Source organism: Anaerocolumna sp. AGMB13020 (assembly GCF_033100115.1).
Lineage (GTDB): Bacteria > Bacillota > Clostridia > Lachnospirales > Lachnospiraceae > Anaerocolumna.
The window spans coordinates 377,422-396,901 of record NZ_CP136910.1 but is presented as its reverse complement, the minus strand read 5'-3'; the positions used below and the strand labels follow the sequence as shown (position 1 = coordinate 396,901).

The following is a 19,480-nucleotide window of genomic DNA, read 5'->3' as shown; positions in this document are numbered from 1 at the left end:
AAAGCAATTAAAACTGAGTTTAAATGAACCTGGTGTTTATAAGGAAAAAGATAAAGATGAATTTGATATATAGGTTTAGAAGAATGGATTAATCATAAATACTATGATTTGTAATTATAGTAGTAAGATTTACAAACAATATTTATATATATTTGGGTAATTGGTAATTTTGGGAGGATACATAGATGGCACATATTTTAGTGGTTGAGGACGATGCGGATATTAACAGGATTTTATGCAGATATCTTGAGAAAGTGAATTATGAGACGACGGCTGCCTTTTCTGGCTCGGAGGCGAAGCTTCTGCTGTCGGTGAAGACCTTTGACTTAATTCTGCTGGATTTGATGCTTCCTGGTATAAACGGAGAGGAACTTGTTGCTGATATCAGAAAATCTTCTTTTATTCCTATTATGATTATTTCGGCTAAGAGTGCCTTGGAAGATAAAGTCAAGCTGTTAAAATCCGGAGCGGATGATTATCTTGTAAAACCTTTTGAGAGAGAGGAGGTTCTTGCCAGGGTGGATGCTCTTCTTAGGAGGAGCAGAGATTTTGCGGATAAGGTTCCAGGGAGGAATGAGATTTCGTTTAAACAACTGACAATGAGACCTGTTTCCAGGGAAGTTTTTGTAAAAGGAAATCTTATCGGACTTACTTCTCATGAATATGAAATTCTATATCTGTTACTAAAGTATCCGGAAAGGGTTTTTACAAAAGAGCAGCTGTATCAGGATATCTGGAAGAGTGGATATTATGGAGAAGACAATACTATTAATGTCCATATAAGCAATATACGTAAGAAAATCAAAGACTTTGATGAGGATTCTTATATTAAAACTGTTTGGGGTATTGGATTTAAACTGGACACTGCTTTATAAAGAAAGAGTATCATTATTTGCATCTTTATACTTTCTTTAAACTTTTTTAAGTACTTGTTTAAATCAGATAAGTATACTGATTGCTGTAAACAAGACAGTTTTCCAATGGAGGAATTAAGAGAAAGAATAGAGAGGAGCAGCAAAGTGCAGGAAGTAATATTAGCAACAAGAGAGTTATCAAAAAAATATAATAATATAGCTGCGGTGAGTGGTATTAATCTGGAAGTTAAGCAAGGACAGATTTATGGTCTTGTAGGTAAGAATGGAGCCGGTAAAACAACCTTACTCCGTATGATTACAGGGCAGTCTTTTGCAACAGAAGGAGGTATCCTACTGTTTGGTGCAAATACAGAAGCTAATTTACGAAAGGGAAGGAAAAGAATCGGCGCGATTATTGAAACCCCAAGTTTCTATTCCTATATGTCAGGGAAAGATAATCTGGAATATTACCGTATTCAAAGAGGTATTCCCGGCAAACAATGTGTTGCGGAAGCTTTAGAGGAAGTCGGTCTTACAGAGGCTGCCAATAAAAAATATAAGAGCTATTCCTTAGGTATGAAACAGAGACTGGGACTTGCCCTGGCTCTTATGAACAGACCGGAATTACTCTTGCTGGATGAGCCTATTAATGGTCTTGACCCTTTCGGTATCGTAGAAATCCGTAAGCTTCTTTTTAAACTCAATCAGGAAAAGAACATTACGATATTAATATCCAGTCATATACTAAGTGAACTATCAAATCTCGTTAATTATTATGGTTTTATTGATAAAGGCAAATTAATAAAGCAGCTCTCTGCAGAGGACTTATCCAGGGAATGCAATAAATATATTGAACTTAAAGTAGACAATGTTGAGCGAATGACTGCTCTTTTGGAAACAAAATTAAATTGCCACTCCTATAAGCTAACACCGGATTATGCTATTCATATTTATGAGTATCTCAATCAACCTAAAAAGATTAGTGAACTAGCCGTTACAAACGGTATAGGCCTTCAGTCCATGATGGTGAAGGAGATTAATCTTGAGAATTATTTTATTCAGTTGGTGGGAGGAGAAAGTAATGATTAGTTATATGAAAAGTGAATATTATCGTATTTTCCGCAATAAATGGACCTATCTTTTTATATTGATAAGTTCGGTTTTATTAGCCAGTTCCAATGTTGTCCTGGCAATGGTAAACGGTTCAGAAAAGAACTTTCCTTATGCGACGACAAAGTTTGCTATAAGTATGTTCTACAGTAATTACCCTATTGTATTTATCTTATGTATAGCAATAACAGCCATGGTTTTTGGAAACGAATATACGAATCATACCATGAAAAACAGTGTATCCTATGGAATTTCCAGAGGTGATATTTATTTCGGCAAATTCATTGTTGAAGTTATGTATTCCATCCTGGCTTTTCTAATTATTGGAGCAATTGATATCGGCTTTGCATATCTGCTCCTTGAAAATTCCGGTGTGGACTATCTGTTTCTTTTGCTTAGAGCTTGTGCGGCGGCATTTCCGTTATTCTTAGTTGCCATAGCAGTTGCCAATAGTTTCCTATTTACTATTGAGAGTACAGGGGCCAGTAATGCTGCTTCAGTGGGATTACTTCTGGCATTTCCATTGGTGTGCAATATGTTAGGTATGAAATTTACTTTTTTTATGGAACTTGCCAAGCTTCTACCATGGAATATGATTTATTATATTAGATTTGATATGGAAAAGTTTCAGCCCATACTTTTATGGGGAGGAAGAAACGGTTATGGGTATTACTGGCTGATAGCTTTCATTGAAATAATTATTGTTTCTGTAATAGGTTTTGTAATATACAAAAAGAAAGAAATTAAATAACAGAACGGAGGTGAGCAAATTGAATTATATTATCCTGATTTTAGTATTTATCTTAATCGTTCTCTTTGCTTACCTTTTTTTTGTGATTAAAGCTCTAGCCGAAGCAGTAAATCAAATGGATGAGATTGAGAAAAATCCCGAGAGAAACAGACAATTGAAAGGAATACCGACAATTCCAAGTCTTGAAAAGCTTTTCTTTCAAATTAATACCATATATACAGCAAGGCAGAAGGAAAGAATAGCTTATCAGCTTAATGAAACGAAAATACGGCAGGAGATTGAGAACATCTCCCATGACTTGCGGACACCACTTACTTCGATTCTGGGGTATCTGGATTTGGTCCAGGACAGTGCTTCTCCAAAAGAGCAGGAAGAGTATCTTGGGATTATCAGAAACAGAGCACGGCTTTTACAGGGATTTATTGAGAATTTTTATGAAATTTCCCGTTTGGAAGCCAATGACTATCCACTGGAGCCGGAGGTCATTAAAGTCAAAGGAATGCTTACGGATACCATTGTAGCTTATTATCATGAGTTTGAGAAAAAACACATGGAGGTATCCGTTGAGCTTGGGGAGAAGGACACTTTTATAATAGCAGACAGGATTCAGTTTGGAAGAGTGTTGAATAATCTAATACAAAACGCATTAAAGTATGGGGATGAGAAGTTCATACTGAAACAGTATATCAGAGAGAATCAGTGTGTCATAAAGTTCATCAACGATAAGAAGGAACTGACAGAAAATGAGTTAAAGAATATATTTGAACGTTTTTATACCGGAGATCAATCACGGAGTAATCAAAGCACCGGACTGGGGTTGACCATAACAAAGCTTCTGGTTGAGAAGATGAAAGGGTCCATTGAAGCCAGATTTGAAGGAGAGTACTTTGTGGTGGAAATTTGCTGGACATTACAATAGTATAAAAGCTGCTTCTGTAAAAAGTGTATAAAAACATAAGACAATTTTAATTAAAAATGACATATTGACATATTTGCTATTGTCTATTATACTTTGAGTAGAAATAAGGATTGTTACTCTTTGAGGCATTACCTGGTTGTTTTAGGTATGCGTTCAAGGAGTTTTTTTGTTTAAATCACATTAGCAGGCAGGGAGAAGCATGAAGGCTATTAAGAAAATCAATAACAATGTTGCAATATGCCGGGACAATAGTAATAGAGAATTAATCGCCTTTGGAAAAGGAATTGGTTTTCCGCCAATGCCGTATCAGATAACAGACCTTGCTTCTATTTCAATGACATTCTATAGAATGGATAAAAGCTACTATAAACTGTTGGAAGAAATTCCGGAGGAAATATTTGAGACAGCAGCGATCATTGTTAAAAAAGCACAAATGACGTTGAATTGCAACTTAAATCCAAATCTTTTACCCGGTCTTGCAGACCATATTAATTTTGCAATAAAACGTATGAAAAAATTTAAAGAAATGAAGATGTTGTTTTCCTATGATGTTGAGCAATTATATCCCCTGGAGACCTCTCTTGGAAGATATGCAGTAAAGTTAGTTCAAAAGAATCTATTGATTAAACTACCGGAGAGCGAAATAACAAACATTGCAATGCATTTTGTGAATGCGAAAGAAGAAAATACCAGTGAAGCAACGTTCTTAGAAACAGAACAGTTGATTGCAGAGATAACAGAGATTATTGAGAAGATGTTTAATACAGTAATAAATCGAAAAGGTTTTAATTATAATAGATTTGTAATGCATTTAAGATATTATCTGAAACGTATTGAAGAAAAAAAGCAGTTTATAGATGAAGTTGGTGTATTGTTCGGAGTTATGAAGGAGGAAAATTCAGAGATTCATAATTGCGCGGTAATTATTGGCTCTGTAATCGATAAAAAGTTGAATTCACAAATTACAAAAGATGAGATATTGTATCTGATGATACACATAAGCCGTATATTAAAAAATAATATTGAAGCATAAGGATTGTAACTCCAATTGGAGGCATTACCGAAGCAGATGCATTTGTCTTGCATCTCTTCGGTTTTTTTATTTTCAGGCAATAGCAAAATTGGTAATTTACCAATTTTTGTTGCAATATAAAGAGGAAAGAGGAGAAGTAGAATGGCAAAAAAAGAAAGGTTTGAGGAACTTTCCATAAGAGTTTTAGAGCTTATAGGAGGAAAAGAGAATATAAGTCACTTTGGTCATTGTATGACAAGGTTACGATTCAGCTTAAAAGATACCAGTATTGTTGATTTGAAGGAAATCCAAAAGGTAAATGGAGTAATTGGAGCACAATGGTCCAATGACCAGTTACAGATTATCATTGGACAAGCTGTAGGTGATGCCTATAAGCTAATCTGCTCAAAGGCTGATATAGCGGCTGAAAAGGCTGTGGATGAGAATCTGGATAAAGCCAGAAAGTTTAGCTTTGGTGCAATTCTGGATGGGATTTCCGGAAGTTTAATGCCCTTAATACCAGCACTAATCGGAGCAGGTATGTTAAAGGTAATTATTATTTTAGGAGAGCTGATTGGATTTCTGACTCCTGAGATGCCGACACATGCCGTATTAGCATTTGCTGCTGATGCAGGATTTTATTTCCTTCCCGTATTTTTAGGAGCAACAGCTGCTAATAAATTCAAAACGAATATGGGATTAGGAATGCTCCTGGGTGCAATATTAATACACCCGTCAATGATAGCAAACGTTACAAATGGAGTGGGAATGTCGATATTCGGTATTCCGGTTTATGCAGCATCCTATGCAAGTACTATTTTTCCGGTTATCATGGCAGTATTTGTTATGGCATATGTTGAAAAATTCTTCCGTAAAATATCACCGGATTCTGTTAAAGCAATTGTTGTACCCTTAGGAACTATTTTAGTGATGCTACCTTTGACCTTATGTCTGATTGGACCAGCAGGTGCTTTTATTGGTACTTATTTAGCAAGCGGTATTATGTGGTTATATCACACAACAGGTTTCTTTGGAGTTGCACTTTTAGCAGCAATTTATCCTCTTTTGGTAATAACCGGTATGCATGGAGCTTTGGTTCCTTATATGTTTCAATCCTTTGCTTCTTTTGCATATGAGCCCATTGTATGTGTAGCAGGGGTGCTATCCAATATCAATCAAGGAGCAGCTTCTGCGGCAGTAGCATTAAAGTGTAAAGGAAAGAAAACCAAATCAACCGCAGCCTCCAGTGCCATTACTGCAGTTATTGGCGGTGTTACGGAACCTGCTATGTTTGGTATTAATTTAAGGTTAAAGAAACCCTTGTATGCAGCAATGATTGGAAACTTCTTCGGTGCAGCTTTTGCAGGTCTTATGAAGGTGTATGCATATGCTTTTGCAGGTAGTGCTGGAATTTTTGGGGTTGCAGGATTTATAGGGCCAACAGAAATGAATGTTATTTATATGGGAATAAGTGTTTTAATCGGTTTTGTTGTGACCTTTATTACTACCTTATTTATTTATAAAGGGGAAGAACTGTAATAAGAAGAACTGTAATAAGAAGAACGGTTATAAGAAAGAGAGGAAAGAAAATGAGCTTTTCAAAAGACTTTTTTTGGGGAGGTGCAACTGCCGCTAACCAATTTGAAGGTGCGTGGGATACAGATGGAAAAGGAGATAGTGTTTGTGACCATATGACAGGTGGTACAGTAGACAGGCATCGTTATTTTACGAACACAATACAAAGGGATACCTTTTATCCATCACACGAAGGAATCGATTTTTACCATAGATATAAAGAGGATATAGCTTTATTTGCAGAAATGGGATTTCGTATGTTTCGTATGTCGATTAATTGGACACGAATCTATCCAAAGGGAGATGAGAAAGTTCCGAATCAAAAGGGGCTGGAATTCTATCGAGCTGTATTCAGAGAATGTAAAAAATATGGGATAGAGCCGCTGGTAACCATTTCACATTATGAGCTGCCCTATCATCTGATGAATAAGTATGATGGCTGGGTAAGTCGTGAATGCATTGATTTTTATATTCGCTATTGTAATACTTTATTTACAGAATTCAAAGATTATGTAAAATACTGGCTTACTTTTAATGAAATTAATTGTCTTACAATGAGCATTGGAGATATCCTGTCCGGTGGTTTTCGATGTGAGGATGGCCCGGCACAGGTAATGGGGCTTCCAGATACACAGGAACAGTTATCTAAAAGATACCAGGCATTACATCATCAATTTGTTGCCAGTGCAAAAGCCGTTAAGCTGGGCCATGAGATAAACCCTGAATTTAAGATTGGATGCATGGTTGCCGGAGGATGTATTTATCCCTATAGCTGTAATCCGGAGGATGTGCTGCTGGCACAGAAAGAAATGAGAATGAATTATTTCTGTGGTGATGTACAGGTTAGAGGTGAATATCCATATTATACGGCTCGAATGCTTGAGGAATATGGAATTTCAATTAGAATGGAAGAGGGAGACAAAGAAATACTGAAAAGCGGAAAAGTAGATTTTTATAGCCTCAGCTATTATATGAGCACTTGCAGTACCGTTAATAAGGATGTTCTAAAGACCTCGGGAAATGTTGTAATGGGGGTAAAGAATCCGTATCTGAAATCCAGTGACTGGGGATGGCAGATTGACCCTCAAGGATTGCGTTATCTGCTAAATGAATTATATGGTAGATATCAAATTCCAATTATGATCGTTGAAAATGGTTTAGGAGCCATAGATAAATTAGAAGCAGACGGAACCATCCATGATGATTACCGGATTGAATACCTGCGTGATCATATAAAGCAGATGGATGAAGCTATCAAAGATGGAGTGGATTTGATTGGATATACTCCATGGGGATGTATTGATCTGGTAAGTCTGTCCACAGGTGAAATGAAAAAAAGGTATGGATTCATATATGTAGATAAAAACAATGACGGAGATGGAACCTTGGACAGATTCCGAAAAGATTCATTTTATTGGTACAAAAAGGTAATTGAATCTAATGGCGAAAAGTTGGATTGAGTTATAGTGGCTAAAAAGGAGACAGCATGGGATTATTTGATAAACTGAAAAAAAAATTAATGGAGAATGAAAGCATCCATGTGCCGGTAAACGGTAAGGTAATTTCTCTAAAAGACATTGAAGACGGTGTGTTTTCAGAAGGCATTCTCGGAAAAGGTGTTGGTATCATACCAAAGGAAGAAATCATTTATGCCCCCTTTGACGGACAGGTAACAGTAATTGCTGATACAAAACATGCCATTGGATTAAAGAGTAAAAATGGTGTAGAATTACTCATTCATGTAGGAATAGAGACAGTTGAAATGAAAGGAGAAGGTTTTGAACAGCAGGTTCAGGTTGGTGACAGCATTAAGATTGGTCAGCAGATTATGACTTTCTCTTTAAAAGAGATTCAAAAAGCAGGTTATCCCTCAACAATAGCGGTTATCGTTACGAATTCAGACGACTACAGCGAAGTCAAAGTATTAGGTGAAGGGGATATGGAGAAACAGGAAGAGTTAATTCAGGTTCTATAGAGCAAAACATTCTTACAAGCAAAAATCGTGGTATAGTCATGTGATTATACCACGATTTTTTTATTGGGTTAATACCAGTAACTATACTATATTGCTATGAAGAAAATGTGACCGCAAAATAATATCCTTATTCATATTTGAAAGTAGAAGAATAGCAATATAGTAATAATGTACAACAATACAGTCCATTGTTGAAATTTATTGTATATTGTAACATGTAGATGTAACGAAAACAGCAAAGCATACCGCAAATATATTTGTTGAATCGAAGGATGGCTTTTAAGTGCTTCGTTCCTGGAAGCTCAGTATTATACTTGAAAGGATAATCTAAATCGATTTCTCCAGATGAAAAAAGCGGGATGCAAAAGCTAAAAACTATATAATATCAGAAGGGCGGATTGTATTTATGAAAAAAATGTTGGCAGTACTTCTTTGTATGGTGATGGTATTTTCACTGGCAGGATGCAGCGGGGGCAGCACAAGTACAAGCGGAAAAGGAAAAGTGGATGTAGGAATCGTTCTTCCTACCAAGGATGAACCAAGATGGCTTCAGGATAAGGAGAAATTCGAGTCCGTTATCAAAGATACAAACTATTCAGTAGAAGTATTATTCAGTCAGGGGTCTTCCGCAAATGAGAAAACAAATGTTGAAACCTTAATTGCTAAAGGAATAAAAGTATTGATTATCTGTGCACATGACGGTGCAGCAGCAGCTGCCAGTGTAGAAGCAGCAAAAGCAGCAGGCGTAACTGTAATTGCATATGACAGATTAATAACAGGAACTGATGCAGTAGATTATTATGTAACCTTTGACAGTGTTGCAGTTGGAGAAGCAATGGGAAAATATTTAGCTGATAATGCTACCGGTCAGGGCAATCCCCTTTATCTGTATGCAGGAGCAGCTACAGATAATAATGCATTCCTTTTCTTCCAGGGCGCATGGAATATTTTACAGCCTAAGATTGCTGACGGGACCTTTGTAATAAAGAATTCTGCTGAAGCAACCGCAGTTCAGGGCAGCAAAGAACTTACCCGTGATCAGCTGGCTGCTATAATCGGTCAGGTCACCACAAACTGGGATTTCAACGAAGCAAAATCCAAGGCCGAAGCACATTTAACAGCAGTAAGTGCTGCAGATAAAGGAAAATGTTATGTTTTAGCTCCTAATGACGGAACAGCACGTTCCATCGCAGATGTTTTTGCAGCGGATTCCGATGTTTCCGAATATTTCATTACTGGTCAGGATAGTGAAAAAGCATCTGTACAGTATGTAATCGATGGAAAGCAGTCTATGACAGTATTTAAAGATACACGTACTCTTGCCAGTGATGCTATGGGTATGGCTATCACAGTTATGGAAGGGAAAGAACCTCAGACAGATTCAACTTATAACAATGAGAAAGTGGATGTTAAAGCAAAACAGACACCGATCATCGTTGTTACAAAGGAAAATGTAAAAGAAGCATTAATCGATTCCGGATACTATAAAGAGTCTGATTTTACAGGATTAAAGTAATCTGAATTTTACAGGAATAAAGGAATCTGTTTTAATCAGATTAAAGGAATCACATTTAACCGGTAAAAGGAGCAGCAGTATAAAAGACCAGAATGTAAATTATACCCTCCTTTTACCGGTAATTTATTGAATGAGATTATTACTGGTTAAGAGATAAAGCCTTAACAAAAAGGCTGACGCTAACCAGTCCAACATAAATAAGCAGCATAAATGGTAATAGAAGAGGATATGAAAGCAGCAACAGCCAGAACGAAAATCAGAACAGAAGGATGGGTGAAAAAATGAGTGACTATATTTTAGAAATGCGGAATATTGTCAAGGAATTTCCCGGTGTGAAAGCTTTGAGCAATGTGAATTTCAAAGTACAGCGCGGTGAGATTCATTGCCTTGTCGGTGAGAACGGAGCCGGCAAGTCCACCCTCATGAAGGTATTATCAGGGGTATACCCTTACGGCACCTATGGCGGTGATATAGTTTATAACAATGAAACAGTGCAGTTTAAATCAATAGCAGACAGTGAAAGTGCAGGAATAGCCATCATTTATCAGGAATTGGCATTGATTCCTGAACTTAGTGTGTATGAGAACATTTATTTTGGTCACGAAATAATGGAAGGTAAGGTCATTAATTGGAATCAGACCATCGTTGAAGCAGCAAAATTGCTGAAGAAAGTAAGACTTAATATCAATCCTTCCACAAAAATCAAGGATCTGGGTGTAGGTAACAGGCAATTGGTAGAGATAGCCAAAGCTTTGAGCAAAAATGTAAAACTTCTAATTCTGGATGAACCTACAGCTGCTTTAAATGAGGATGACAGTGCCAATCTGCTGGACCTTTTAAGAGAGTTAAAGGAGCAGGGGGTAACAAGTATTATGATATCCCACAAATTAAAAGAAATTGTTTCCATAGCCGACACGGTTACTGTTGTAAGAGATGGTTCCACTATCTGTTCCATGGATGCGAAAGAACAGAAGATTACAGAACAGGAAATCATCAAATACATGGTGGGAAGAGAAATCGAAAATATCTATCCGAAAAGGGAAAAGTACCAGGACGGTGAGGTATGTCTGGAGGTAAAGAACTGGACGGTATATGATCCGGAATCAGACAGGGAAATTCTCCATGATATTAATATAAATGTCCGTAAAGGTGAAATTGTAGGTATTGCAGGCCTTATGGGGGCAGGAAGAACGGAGTTCGCTTTAAGTGTATTCGGTAATACACCAGGCTATAAGATAACAAATGGTCAAATTAAAATAAACGGAGCCGAGAAACGTCTGAATCACCCCAAAGCTGCGATGGATGCAGGAATTGCATATGTTACGGAGGACAGAAAAGGCAACGGTCTTGTATTGATTCAGGACATTAAATACAATACCACCATTGCCAATCTTGGAAAACTGACAGAAGGTCTGGTCATTAATGAAAACGAAGAAATCAACGTTGCAAATGATTTTAAGAAATCCATTGGAATAAAGGCGCCTTCGATCAAACAGATTGTAGGAAATCTAAGCGGTGGAAATCAGCAGAAAGTATCCCTGGCAAAATGGCTTTTCGTCGGCCCGAAAGTATTGATATTGGATGAACCTACCAGAGGTATTGACGTAGGTGCGAAATTTGAAATCTATTCCTTGATGAATCGACTGGTGGAACAGGGGATGAGTATTATCATGATTTCTTCTGAGCTTCTTGAAGTACTCGGTATGAGTGACAGAATCTATGTTATGTCTGAAGGAACCATAACAGGGGAAGTCACCGCAGAAGAAGCAACAGAACAAAAAGTCATGGCAATGGCCACAAGAGTATAGAGAGGGGTAAAGGAGGTATACGTATGAAAGAAAACACAAAGACAAAGATATCCCTGGGCAGTGAGATAGGAACGATGCTTAAAAGCAATGTAAGAGATTATGCAATGTACATTGCGTTGGTGGTAATCTTCATCTTTTTTGGATTCAGGACAAATGGTTTGTTCCTGTCCTCCAGAAATTTAACAGATCTTATTAATCAGACTGGTTATGTGGCAGTACTTGCTATCGGTATGACGATTATTCTGATTATCAAGCATATAGACCTGTCAGTAGGTTATGTTGCCGGCTTTCTGGGAGCAGTTGCTGCAATTTTAATGAAGAGTGGTTTAAATGTATGGGTTGTCATACCAATTATTTTATGTCTGGGTATTGCAGTTGGTATATACCAGGGCTTTCTGGTTGCAAAAATCGGTGTGCCGGCTTTCGTAACTACCTTGGCAGGTATGTTCATTTTCAGAGGACTTCTGTCCCTGGTAACACAAGGTACAGGTACCATAATTGTTGATGATCCGACTTTTAAAGCATTATCCAACGGTTTTATTCCAGACATTATATCCGGCGGAAGTATTCATATCCTGACCATTATAATCGGTATCGTTGCTGTCGTGCTTATGACTTACAGCCAGATCAAGGCCAGAAAGAATATGCAGAAATACAATTTTGAAGTAAGTTCCACTCCTATATTTTTATCAAAAATCGTATTTATCTCCATCATCATTATTGTAATAGTCACCATGTTAGCAGGCTATAAAGGTATTCCCTGGACAGCTGTAATCGTTGGAATTGTTCTGGTTATCTATAACTTTATGTTAAATAAGACAAAACTGGGAAGATATATATATGGAATCGGTGGTAATGCCGAAGCAGCAGAGCTTTCAGGTGTTAATGTCAAGAAGATTACCTTCTTTGCTTTCGCTTCCATGAGTATGCTTGCAGCACTTGCAGGAATCCTGTATACTTCAAGACTTTCCTCCGCTTCTCCTCAGGCAGGACTTGGCTTCGAGCTGGATGCCATTGCTTCCTCTTACATCGGTGGTGTTTCTGTAAACGGAGGTATCGGAAGAGTTACCAATACAATAATCGGCGCACTGGTAATCATGTCCCTGACCAACGGTATGAACCTTATGGGTGTAGATGTATCGTTCCAGTATATCGTTAAAGGCGTCATTTTTATTATTGCAGTAGCTTTTGATGTAAGAACAAGAGGTAAAAGAAAATAAGCCGTTAATGGATGAAACATAAGTTCCTGCTTGTGGCCTGCTAATTTGCAGAATTGCCATCAGCAGGAACTTTATTTTTTTAAGTATTGATTTAATATTGTTTCTCACAAAAATTGTTTCTGATATAAAAATTATACTGATACAGATTATTTCTAATACAAAATTTTTTCTGATATAAAATTTATTCTGATACAAAATTGTTTCTGATGCAAAATTGTTTATGATACAAAAATTTTTTTAATTAAATTTATTCTGATACAAAATTTTTTCTGATATAAAATTTATTCTGATACAGATTGTTTCTGATATAGAATTATTTCTGACATAAGAATATTTGGATATAGAAATTCTTTATGATATGAAAATTGTTCTATATAAGATTCGGTATAAAATTAGGGTTGAATTATTACGAAAAGCATGGTAATATATGTTTATTAATTCTGTTTTTCAGAAACGAAAGGAGTTTATATAATGAAAAAGACTACTTTATTTGAGGTATCTGTAATATAAAACTGAACATGGGCGCAACGCTGATTGCATAGGGATTATACCCCTTTTTTTCAGTGTGCCAAAAAGTAACCTTTCGTGAACACTGAAGCTTTTATTTCGCAATATATGCTATGAAGTCAGCACACTTTAGGGTGTGTTATTTTTATGCAATTTTGCCTGATCAACTGCAGTATCAGCCATGAACGGCTGCTTACTGCGGTATTTTTGCGCCTTTTTTTAGACAGAAAGGAGTGATAGTTACGACTGACTTATCAACGAAGCAAAAAACACAAACCATTATCGGAGGAAATATGAAGTTAACAGACTACGGCTTTATGCCGGAATATTATTCTGCAAACGCACAGGGGATATATGCAAGAGTTACTGCTGTGCATAAAGAAAGTTATACCCTTATTACGGAGCAGGGCGAATGCTCTGCGAAACTGAAATCCAGTGTCTATTACAATAATTGTACGGAGGAATTCCCGACCACAGGTGATTTTGTAGAGATCTTGTACAATGAACAGGGAGATAGTCTTATTTTAAAGACCTTAAGACGTTTTTCAAAGTTTTCCAGAAATGATTTTTCAGGGCATGCGGCAGGTTATGTAAAAACCATTAAGGAACAAACGGTAGCAGCTAATTTTGATTATGTATTTATCATGCAATCTCTTAACCACGATCTGAATCCGAAACGATTAGAGCGGTATCTGACCCAGGCGTGGCAGTCAGGGGCAAAGCCTGTTGTAGTCCTGACAAAGGCAGATCTTGCAGAGGACTTTTCAGAATACCTGGCTTTGGCAAGAAAAACTGCTCACAGGGTAGAGGTTCACGCAGTCAGTGCCAAAACTGGATACGGGTTAGAGGGACTTACAGAATATCTGGAGAAAGGTAAGACCATTGTATTTCTTGGTTCATCGGGTGTTGGAAAATCAAGTCTTGTCAATGCATTAGCTGGCAAAGAGGTGATGTCTGTTAATGAAATTCGTGAAGATGACAGTAAAGGAAGACATACAACTACTCATCGTCAGCTCAACAGATTGGACAATGGTGTGATAATTATTGATACGCCAGGTATGCGCGAACTTGGTATGTGGAATGTTACCGAAGGTCTAAGCGAAAGCTTTTCAGATGTGGAACAATACTTAGGACAATGCAGATTTTCTGATTGTAAGCATCAAAGTGAACCTGGTTGCGCCATAAAAGCAGCAGTTAAAAATGGAGCTCTGACCAAGGAGCGCTGGGCAAGTTATCAGTCCTTAACAAACGAAACTGCCTTTGTTGAAAATAAAGCAGCCTACCTGCGGAAGAAAGATCAAAAACATCTAGCGATTAAAATAAGAGAAATAAAGAAGAAAAAGGGTGAAAAATGATTATTACAACTTTTGATCATATGCATATAAAACAGGCAATGAACCTGATACAACAGAACTACAAAGAGGAAAGACAATTCGTACCCTGTCTTTTGGAGAATACGATTATTCCGGATTTATCAGCTCTGGCAGACAATAAATTAGGTGTAGCAGCCTTAGAAGGAGAGCTCTTGCTTGGCTTTCTATGCTGCTATGAACCTTGGGAGAATGCTTTTGGTACAAATGCAAGAGGCATCTTTTCGCCTCTTCATGGCCATGGTGCATTAGGTGGTGACAAGGAATCTATTTACCGAATGTTATATCAAAAGGCAGCACAAAATTGGATCAAGCAAGATATTACCTATCATTGTATTTCCCTATACGCACATGATGAGCAGGCCCAAAAAGCCTTTTTCACCTATGGTTTTGGTTTAAGATGCATGGATGCAATCAGGACTATGGAAAAAATAGCTGTCCGTCAAACTACAAAAATAACAATGAAGCGCTTAGAACAGGCTGACCTTCCCAAAATCAGAACTTTACGGGAACAGCTGTCTGTTCATTTAAGTGAGAGTCCCTGCTTTCTTTATTCAACGATAGAGGAATATCAAAGTTGGCTTTCAAGAGCAGAAATGAGAAATTCCATAATATATGCAGGGTTTGAGGAAGACGAGATAATTGCATATATTGAAGTGATCCAGGGCGGAGAGAATTTTATTACTGAGAATAAGGAAATGATGAGTATCTGCGGGGCATATTGTTTGCCGGAAAAACGAGGTCAGGGAATTGTTCAGAGCTTGTTAAATACCATGATAGAAGAGCTTGCCAAGGAAGGATATCAGCTGCTTGGAGTGGATTTTGAAAGTTATAATCCAACAGCTTACAGGTTTTGGAACAAGTACTTTGAACCCTATACCAACAGTGTTACTCGAAGGATTGATGAAAAAATATTAACGAAGAGAAAAGAGGGATATTATGACCTATAATGAAGTTATTAGAACCTACGCAGCTGAATTGCTGCCTCACATAATTGAAACTTATGGTTTGGAAGGATATGAAATTACACTTGTTAATGCACATGTTGGAGGCAGAAACATTGTTTACAACTGCGAAAAAGAAGCAGCAGAAGGAAAAATAATCAGAATTATATATCTAAAGGACAGAAGCCTTAATGACATATTAGGAGAAACAGAATATATCAGATATCTATTTGAAAATGGAGGCAGTGTATCAAATGTAATTCGTTCAGAAAAAGGAAACCTTGTGGAAGAGATTACGGTTAAGGGGCAAATCTTTTATGTAAGTTTGTTTGACAAAGCAAAGGGAATACAGCTTGCAGACAATAATTATCAGTATAGAGAAGGGGTTCCTATAAGTGAATATTTTTACAACAGCGGTAAGGTGCTTGGAAAGCTCCATCAATTATCAAAGAAATATACTCCTGTTCACAGGCGTTATAGCTTTTTTGATAAATATAATGCGGAATATATTAATAAATTGATACCGGATTCTTATACTTTGCTAAAGGAGAAGTTAAACGGATATTTAAAGACGTTGGTAGAATTGGACCAGAGCCCTGAGTCTTTTGGGATGGTGCATTTTGATTACAGTGACGGCAATTATATGATAGATTACAATACGGGAGATATAACAGTTTTTGATTTTGATAATTCCTGTTACTGCTGGTATATGTACGAACTTGCAAATCTTTGGGTACATGGAGTAGGTTGGGTACAATTTGAATCGGATGTTAGGAAGCGTCAGAAGTTTATGGCAGAATATTTTGAAACAGTTCTTAGAGGTTATCGTTCAGAGATGCAAATAGAAGATTCTATGTTGGATAAATTACCTTTGTTTATACAGGTAACTCTTATCGAAGGAATAATTGATACTTTTGAGGTGATGCTGTACCAGGAGGAAGAGTTGGAAATCGATGAAAGGTTGGCTTATGACATCAAATGCATGGAAGAAGACATTCTCTATCTGGGATTTTTTGATGAAATATATTCTTGCGAAGAACCGTTTGAATATGAGGAGGGAGTAAAAAGCATAAAGAACAAATAAGAGGGTAAACAATGAAAAGGATAAAATAAAAAGGAAAGCTCCTAATACAAATATTAAGAACATAAAAATTAATATTATAAAGAAAAAGTGTTGTATATTAATTGAGATAAAATAGAACAGGCTTCCTTGAAATTGTAGAAGGTGGAATTATATTCCACCTTCTACTTGCTGCAAAGTATACTTGCAATATTTGCTCTACAGTGATTTAGGCCCAGTTTATTTCAGTCCACTCATTAAAGCTTCGACAATTTCAGGATAATAGAAGCTGTGTGTTCTTCTATCGAGCAATCCAAACAGCTCACCATTGCCGCTTACGGCACCATTATCCCACCAGATACAGGGGATACCCTTATCTTTCGCTGACTTTACATAAAAATTAGCCCAGGCAGTACGCTGTTCCAGGTTGTCTTTGTTAACGGCTCCGAATTCTCCGAGTATGACCGGATATCCTTTGGAGAGAAAATACCGGTCTATGTTATCCATTAAGCTTGTAATTGCACCGGTATCCGATTTGTTATCAAGACTCCACTCAGAAGTTCCGGCAGTATTTAAAGCAAAATCATAAGGTGTATAGGCGTGAATGGATACGATGATTTTATCATCTTTTGGTAAATTGAAGTTATCCCAGGCAGTAGTGGAAGAGGTTGCGGCATAAGGAGGAATCATTAGATGCCTTAAGGGATTGTTACCTCCGGAACTGCGGATGGTGTTAATAAAAGCTTCATTGAAATGATTCACAACTTCCTGGCCTTCTTTATCTCCTCCATTCCACTCATTGGCTGTGCCTTTTTGCCGAGGTTCATTTAAGCCTTCAAAAATTAAATGTTCATCATAATTTTTAAAACGGTCAGCAATCTGTTTCCAGACTTTTGTTAAAATATCTATTGCTGTAGTTTCATTGTCATAAGAGGGAAAATGCCATTCCTCATGATGAAGGTTCAAAATAACAAACATGCCATTCTCAATGCCGTAATCGACTATTTCCTGAACTCTGTCAAGCCAGGCTTTATCTATGGTATAATCCGGCGCTGCTCCAAGATGTTTCTCCCAGGTAGTAGGAATTCTAAGTGTATGAAAGCCTCCTTGCTTTATTGCGTCAATCATGGCTTTGTCTGTCTTAGGATTCCCCCAGGAAGTCTCAGAGGAGAGCCCGGTTCCTCCCGTTGCATCCATCGTATTTCCCAGATTCCAGCCTATCTGTATTTCTTTCACCAGCTCTATGGAAGTGATATCTCGTATGGGAGAAGGGCTTCCGGTTATTTGATTATTTGCTTCACTGGTTGGTTCTGCCTCGGTTGTAATATTTGGCGATGTTTCAGTAACTGTATTGGTGGTTGCAGCATTCTTAGAACTGTTATTGCTTGAGGAAATAACCTCTTCATTTGTACTAGCATTATTTTTACCGCAAGCAGATAATACCAACAAGACTAGTAGTATAATGCTAAGTAATTTTACCTTCCCTTTATTCATTACTCTTATACCCTCCCATTTGATTTTAGTGTTAAAACTAGGATACCACGTAAATAACTTATTTACAATATTAACCACGCGAAGAAATATATGGATTAATATGGGAGCAAGGGTATCGTTTCTTTTAAAAATGTGGTATAATAAAGGAAACTGATTTACTCGAATATATAGGAGGTACCAAATGATAATCTCAATTAGTTGCTGGATTCTTGGATTAATGTTTGTTGTATTGGGTATTACTGCTGAAAAGAGTAAGAAACCTGCAGGTATTTATTCGAATGTTAAAGCTCCCGGTAAAGAAGAGATAGTTGACTTAAAAGCATATAATAAAGCAGTGGGCAGATTGATAATGGGGTACGGAATTCTCCAGGTTATCGTTGGAGTGCTATTAATAAAAACAGGTGAAAAAAGTGCTGGTTTGATCATGACGTTCTCTTTCTTTTTCGGTGGTATCGTTATGATGATTATTTATGAAATTGCCATCGGAAATAAATATATTAAAAGAAAAGCCGGGAGGCATAATTGAGAACAAGAGAAGAAGTGATCAAATATTGCCAATCATTGAAAGAGGTGTATGAGGATTACCCTTTTCATGATTCTAACTGGACAGTAATGAGGTGTCAGGGGAATAAAAAGATGTTTGCCTGCATCTATGAACGTGGGGAACACATCTGGGTTAATGTGAAAGTAACTCCGGAATGGATAGATTTTTGGCGCAATGCCTGGCCGTCAGTGGTTCCTGCCTATCACATGAATAAGAATCACTGGAATTCCCTGATCCTGGATGGCATAATTCCAGAGGAAGATATTAAACGTATGATTTTGGAAAGTTATGATTTGGTAAAACCAAAAGGGAAGAAACAAAAGACCATTAACATAAATAAAAAATAGAGTAAATCAGTTTGATTTTAGTCAGATTATTTTTGTAAAAATTATATTGACAAATAGATACAGATTGCATATACTTAAGAAAATTAAACGAATAAACCGATGAACAAGAGAAGTAAGTAAAGAAATGCCTTACAGAGAGTCGCTTAATGGTGGAAGAGCGGCAGTGCAGAGATTACTGAATGGACTTGTGAGGGTGGCTCAAAAGCAATTAAGATATTGCAAGTAGACGTCAACGGGAACCTCAGCCGTTATCAACGAGGTGTATATGATAGTATACAAACAGAGTGGATGCAACAGCATCAATTTGGGTGGTACCGCAGAGCATAGTCTTTGTCCCTTTTAGAGTAGGGATGAGGACTTTTTTTAATGCCTTTTTCCTGAAAACAAATAGTTTGTATTTGGTTAAAATAAGCAATCTGATTGTGAGATACCGAGCTTATCGGTGCAGGAACCTATGAATGCTAGGAACCTATG

The 19,480-nt window shown here is 37.2% G+C and carries 17 protein-coding genes and 1 other annotated feature; of the genes, 16 read left to right on the top strand and 1 reads right to left on the bottom strand.

Annotated elements, in window-relative coordinates; translation table 11 throughout:
* The first annotated feature begins 185 nt into the window (after positions 1-185).
* From R2R35_RS01685 to R2R35_RS01620, 14 genes are all read left to right on the top strand, one after another.
* Positions 186-875, top strand: a complete 690-nt coding sequence (locus R2R35_RS01685) for a response regulator transcription factor (RefSeq protein ID WP_317732770.1) — start codon at positions 186-188, stop codon at positions 873-875.
* Between the two features lie 144 nt (positions 876-1,019).
* Positions 1,020-1,943, top strand: a complete 924-nt coding sequence (locus R2R35_RS01680) for an ABC transporter ATP-binding protein (protein ID WP_317732769.1) — start codon at positions 1,020-1,022, stop codon at positions 1,941-1,943.
* A complete protein-coding gene (locus R2R35_RS01675) occupies positions 1,936-2,715 on the top strand; it encodes an ABC transporter permease (RefSeq protein WP_317732768.1) in 780 nt (259 codons plus the stop codon). The genes R2R35_RS01680 and R2R35_RS01675 overlap by 8 nt, the downstream gene beginning before the upstream one ends.
* Before the next feature lie 19 nt (positions 2,716-2,734).
* The gene (locus R2R35_RS01670) at positions 2,735-3,634 is read left to right on the top strand and encodes a sensor histidine kinase (RefSeq protein WP_317732767.1); all 900 of its coding nucleotides are present in this window, start codon (positions 2,735-2,737) and stop codon (positions 3,632-3,634) included.
* 199 nt (positions 3,635-3,833) lie between these two features.
* Positions 3,834-4,667: a PRD domain-containing protein gene (locus tag R2R35_RS01665; protein WP_317732766.1), complete on the top strand. Its 834-nt coding sequence runs from the start codon at positions 3,834-3,836 to the stop codon at positions 4,665-4,667.
* Between the two features lie 141 nt (positions 4,668-4,808).
* Positions 4,809-6,185: a PTS transporter subunit EIIC gene (locus R2R35_RS01660; protein ID WP_317732765.1), complete on the top strand. Its 1,377-nt coding sequence runs from the start codon at positions 4,809-4,811 to the stop codon at positions 6,183-6,185.
* A 50-nt stretch (positions 6,186-6,235) separates the two neighbouring features.
* A complete protein-coding gene (locus R2R35_RS01655; protein WP_317732764.1) occupies positions 6,236-7,681 on the top strand; it encodes a glycoside hydrolase family 1 protein in 1,446 nt (481 codons plus the stop codon).
* Positions 7,682-7,707: 26 nt separating this feature from the next.
* Entirely contained in the window at positions 7,708-8,196 is a 489-nt protein-coding gene (locus R2R35_RS01650; RefSeq protein WP_317732763.1) for a PTS sugar transporter subunit IIA, read from the top strand.
* 406 nt (positions 8,197-8,602) lie between these two features.
* The gene (locus R2R35_RS01645; RefSeq protein WP_317732762.1) at positions 8,603-9,712 is read left to right on the top strand and encodes a sugar ABC transporter substrate-binding protein; all 1,110 of its coding nucleotides are present in this window, start codon (positions 8,603-8,605) and stop codon (positions 9,710-9,712) included.
* 281 nt (positions 9,713-9,993) lie between these two features.
* The gene (locus R2R35_RS01640; protein ID WP_317732761.1) at positions 9,994-11,520 is read left to right on the top strand and encodes an ATP-binding cassette domain-containing protein; all 1,527 of its coding nucleotides are present in this window, start codon (positions 9,994-9,996) and stop codon (positions 11,518-11,520) included.
* 23 nt (positions 11,521-11,543) lie between these two features.
* Positions 11,544-12,740 (top strand): sugar ABC transporter permease, encoded by a 1,197-nt coding sequence (locus R2R35_RS01635; protein WP_317732760.1) that lies wholly within the window; start codon positions 11,544-11,546, stop codon positions 12,738-12,740.
* Between the two features lie 800 nt (positions 12,741-13,540).
* Positions 13,541-14,602 (top strand): ribosome small subunit-dependent GTPase A, encoded by a 1,062-nt coding sequence (gene rsgA / locus R2R35_RS01630; RefSeq protein WP_317732759.1) that lies wholly within the window; start codon positions 13,541-13,543, stop codon positions 14,600-14,602.
* The gene (locus tag R2R35_RS01625) at positions 14,599-15,567 is read left to right on the top strand and encodes a GNAT family N-acetyltransferase (protein WP_317732758.1); all 969 of its coding nucleotides are present in this window, start codon (positions 14,599-14,601) and stop codon (positions 15,565-15,567) included. The genes rsgA and R2R35_RS01625 overlap by 4 nt, the downstream gene beginning before the upstream one ends.
* Positions 15,557-16,645 carry a phosphotransferase enzyme family protein gene (locus tag R2R35_RS01620; RefSeq protein WP_317732757.1) on the top strand — a complete coding sequence of 363 codons (1,089 nt, stop codon included), beginning with the start codon at positions 15,557-15,559 and terminating at the stop codon, positions 16,643-16,645. The genes R2R35_RS01625 and R2R35_RS01620 overlap by 11 nt, the downstream gene beginning before the upstream one ends.
* A gap of 216 nt (positions 16,646-16,861) precedes the next feature.
* Here the strand turns inward: R2R35_RS01620 and R2R35_RS01615 are convergent, their stop codons facing one another.
* Positions 16,862-18,115 (bottom strand): glycoside hydrolase family 5 protein, encoded by a 1,254-nt coding sequence (locus R2R35_RS01615; protein WP_317732756.1) that lies wholly within the window; start codon positions 18,113-18,115, stop codon positions 16,862-16,864.
* Between the two features lie 181 nt (positions 18,116-18,296).
* Here R2R35_RS01615 and R2R35_RS01610 point away from each other — a divergent pair, with 181 nt between their 5' ends.
* Both R2R35_RS01610 and R2R35_RS01605 read left to right on the top strand, forming a co-directional pair.
* A complete protein-coding gene (locus R2R35_RS01610) occupies positions 18,297-18,641 on the top strand; it encodes a hypothetical protein (RefSeq protein ID WP_317732754.1) in 345 nt (114 codons plus the stop codon).
* Complete coding sequence (locus R2R35_RS01605) at positions 18,638-19,006, top strand: MmcQ/YjbR family DNA-binding protein (protein ID WP_317732753.1); 369 nt, start codon at positions 18,638-18,640, stop codon at positions 19,004-19,006. Before R2R35_RS01610 ends, R2R35_RS01605 begins: the two co-directional genes overlap by 4 nt.
* A gap of 90 nt (positions 19,007-19,096) precedes the next feature.
* Positions 19,097-19,347 (top strand) — a binding site (T-box leader).
* Positions 19,348-19,480: the final 133 nt, after the last annotated feature.

Excerpts from the sequence above, each read along its gene's own strand:
- R2R35_RS01675 (WP_317732768.1), top strand. The coding sequence starts at position 1,936 with ATGATTAGTTATATGAAAAGTGAATATTATCGTATTTTCCGCAATAAA.
- R2R35_RS01660 (WP_317732765.1), top strand. The coding sequence starts at position 4,809 with ATGGCAAAAAAAGAAAGGTTTGAGGAACTTTCCATAAGAGTTTTAGAG.
- R2R35_RS01645 (WP_317732762.1), top strand. The coding sequence starts at position 8,603 with ATGAAAAAAATGTTGGCAGTACTTCTTTGTATGGTGATGGTATTTTCA.
- R2R35_RS01615 (WP_317732756.1), bottom strand. The coding sequence starts at position 18,115 with ATGAATAAAGGGAAGGTAAAATTACTTAGCATTATACTACTAGTCTTG.
- R2R35_RS01640 (WP_317732761.1), top strand. The coding sequence starts at position 9,994 with ATGAGTGACTATATTTTAGAAATGCGGAATATTGTCAAGGAATTTCCC.
- R2R35_RS01655 (WP_317732764.1), top strand. The coding sequence starts at position 6,236 with ATGAGCTTTTCAAAAGACTTTTTTTGGGGAGGTGCAACTGCCGCTAAC.
- R2R35_RS01620 (WP_317732757.1), top strand. The coding sequence starts at position 15,557 with ATGACCTATAATGAAGTTATTAGAACCTACGCAGCTGAATTGCTGCCT.
- R2R35_RS01685 (WP_317732770.1), top strand. The coding sequence starts at position 186 with ATGGCACATATTTTAGTGGTTGAGGACGATGCGGATATTAACAGGATT.
- R2R35_RS01625 (WP_317732758.1), top strand. The coding sequence starts at position 14,599 with ATGATTATTACAACTTTTGATCATATGCATATAAAACAGGCAATGAAC.
- rsgA (WP_317732759.1), top strand. The coding sequence starts at position 13,541 with ATGAAGTTAACAGACTACGGCTTTATGCCGGAATATTATTCTGCAAAC.
- R2R35_RS01650 (WP_317732763.1), top strand. The coding sequence starts at position 7,708 with ATGGGATTATTTGATAAACTGAAAAAAAAATTAATGGAGAATGAAAGC.
- R2R35_RS01665 (WP_317732766.1), top strand. The coding sequence starts at position 3,834 with ATGAAGGCTATTAAGAAAATCAATAACAATGTTGCAATATGCCGGGAC.
- R2R35_RS01635 (WP_317732760.1), top strand. The coding sequence starts at position 11,544 with ATGAAAGAAAACACAAAGACAAAGATATCCCTGGGCAGTGAGATAGGA.
- R2R35_RS01610 (WP_317732754.1), top strand. The coding sequence starts at position 18,297 with ATGATAATCTCAATTAGTTGCTGGATTCTTGGATTAATGTTTGTTGTA.